This window comes from Aeromonas sp. s7(2024) (assembly GCF_040907825.1).
Lineage (GTDB): Bacteria > Pseudomonadota > Gammaproteobacteria > Enterobacterales > Aeromonadaceae > Aeromonas > Aeromonas veronii.
The window spans coordinates 1-1722 of sequence record NZ_JBFOCM010000003.1 but is presented as its reverse complement, the minus strand read 5'-3'; the positions used below and the strand labels follow the sequence as shown (position 1 = coordinate 1722).

The 1722-nt window shown below is 52.2% G+C and carries 1 rRNA gene; it reads left to right on the top strand.

Annotation, left to right across the window (positions count from 1 at the left end):
- Nucleotides 1–21: 21 nt before the first annotated feature.
- Nucleotides 22–1722: ribosomal RNA gene (locus tag AB5Y73_RS00015) — 23S ribosomal RNA — on the top strand; the annotation flags it as partial.

Genomic DNA, 1722 nt, shown 5'->3' with positions numbered 1-1722 from the left:
CGACACTTCTTGGGGTTGTATGGTTAAGTGACTAAGCGTACATGGTGGATGCCTTGGCAGTCAGAGGCGATGAAGGACGTACTAACCTGCGATAAGCTGTGAGAAGTCGGTAAGAGACGCTATTACTCACAGATTTCCGAATGGGGAAACCCACCCGAGATAACTCGGGTATCTGTTACTGAATACATAGGTAACAGAGGCGAACCGGGAGAACTGAAACATCTAAGTACCCCGAGGAAAAGAAATCAACCGAGATTCCCTCAGTAGCGGCGAGCGAACGGGGATTAGCCCTTAAGCATCTTGGAAGTTAGTGGAACGGTCCTGGAAAGGCCGGCGATACAGGGTGATAGCCCCGTACACGAAAACAACCTTGATGTGAAATCGAGTAGGGCGGGACACGTGACATCCTGTCTGAATATGGGGGGACCATCCTCCAAGGCTAAATACTCCTGACTGACCGATAGTGAACCAGTACCGTGAGGGAAAGGCGAAAAGAACCCCTGTGAGGGGAGTGAAATAGAACCTGAAACCGTGTACGTACAAGCAGTGGGAGCCCTTCGGGGTGACTGCGTACCTTTTGTATAATGGGTCAGCGACTTACATTTTGTAGCGAGGTTAACCGTATAGGGGAGCCGTAGGGAAACCGAGTCTTAACTGGGCGTCTAGTTGCAAGGTGTAGACCCGAAACCGGGTGATCTAGCCATGGGCAGGTTGAAGGTTGAGTAACATCAACTGGAGGACCGAACCCACTAACGTTGCAAAGTTAGGGGATGACCTGTGGCTGGGGGTGAAAGGCCAATCAAACTCGGAGATAGCTGGTTCTCCCCGAAAGCTATTTAGGTAGCGCCTCGGACGAATACTACTGGGGGTAGAGCACTGTTTGGGCTAGGGGGTCATCCCGACTTACCAACCCCATGCAAACTCCGAATACCAGTAAGTAATATCCGGGAGACACACGGCGGGTGCTAACGTCCGTCGTGAAGAGGGAAACAACCCAGACCGCCGGCTAAGGTCCCAAAGTTCTGGTTAAGTGGGAAACGATGTGGGAAGGCTCAGACAGCTAGGATGTTGGCTTAGAAGCAGCCATCATTTAAAGAAAGCGTAATAGCTCACTAGTCGAGTCGGCCTGCGCGGAAGATGTAACGGGGCTCAAACCAGGCACCGAAGCCGCGGATTCACACTTATGTGTGAGTGGTAGGGGAGCGTTCTGTAAGTCTGCGAAGGTGTATCGAGAGGTATGCTGGAGATATCAGAAGTGCGAATGCTGACGTAAGTAACGATAAAGGGGGTGAAAAGCCTCCTCGCCGGAAGACCAAGGGTTCCTGTCCAACGTTAATCGGGGCAGGGTGAGTCGACCCCTAAGGCGAGGCCGAAAGGCGTAGTCGATGGGAAGCAGGTTAATATTCCTGCACGACTTGTAATTGCGATGGGGGGACGGAGAAGGCTAGGTGGGCCAGGCGACGGTTGTCCTGGTGAAAGTGCGTAGGTGGTGTTTCTAGGCAAATCCGGAGACACAACACTGAGACACGAGACGAACACACTACGGTGTGGAAGCCATTGATGCCCTGCTTCCAGGAAAAGCCTCTAAGCTTCAGATTACAAGTCATCGTACCCCAAACCGACACAGGTGGTCGGGTAGAGAATACCAAGGCGCTTGAGAGAACTCGGGTGAAGGAACTAGGCAAAATAGAACCGTAACTTCGGGAGAAGGTTCGCTCTTGA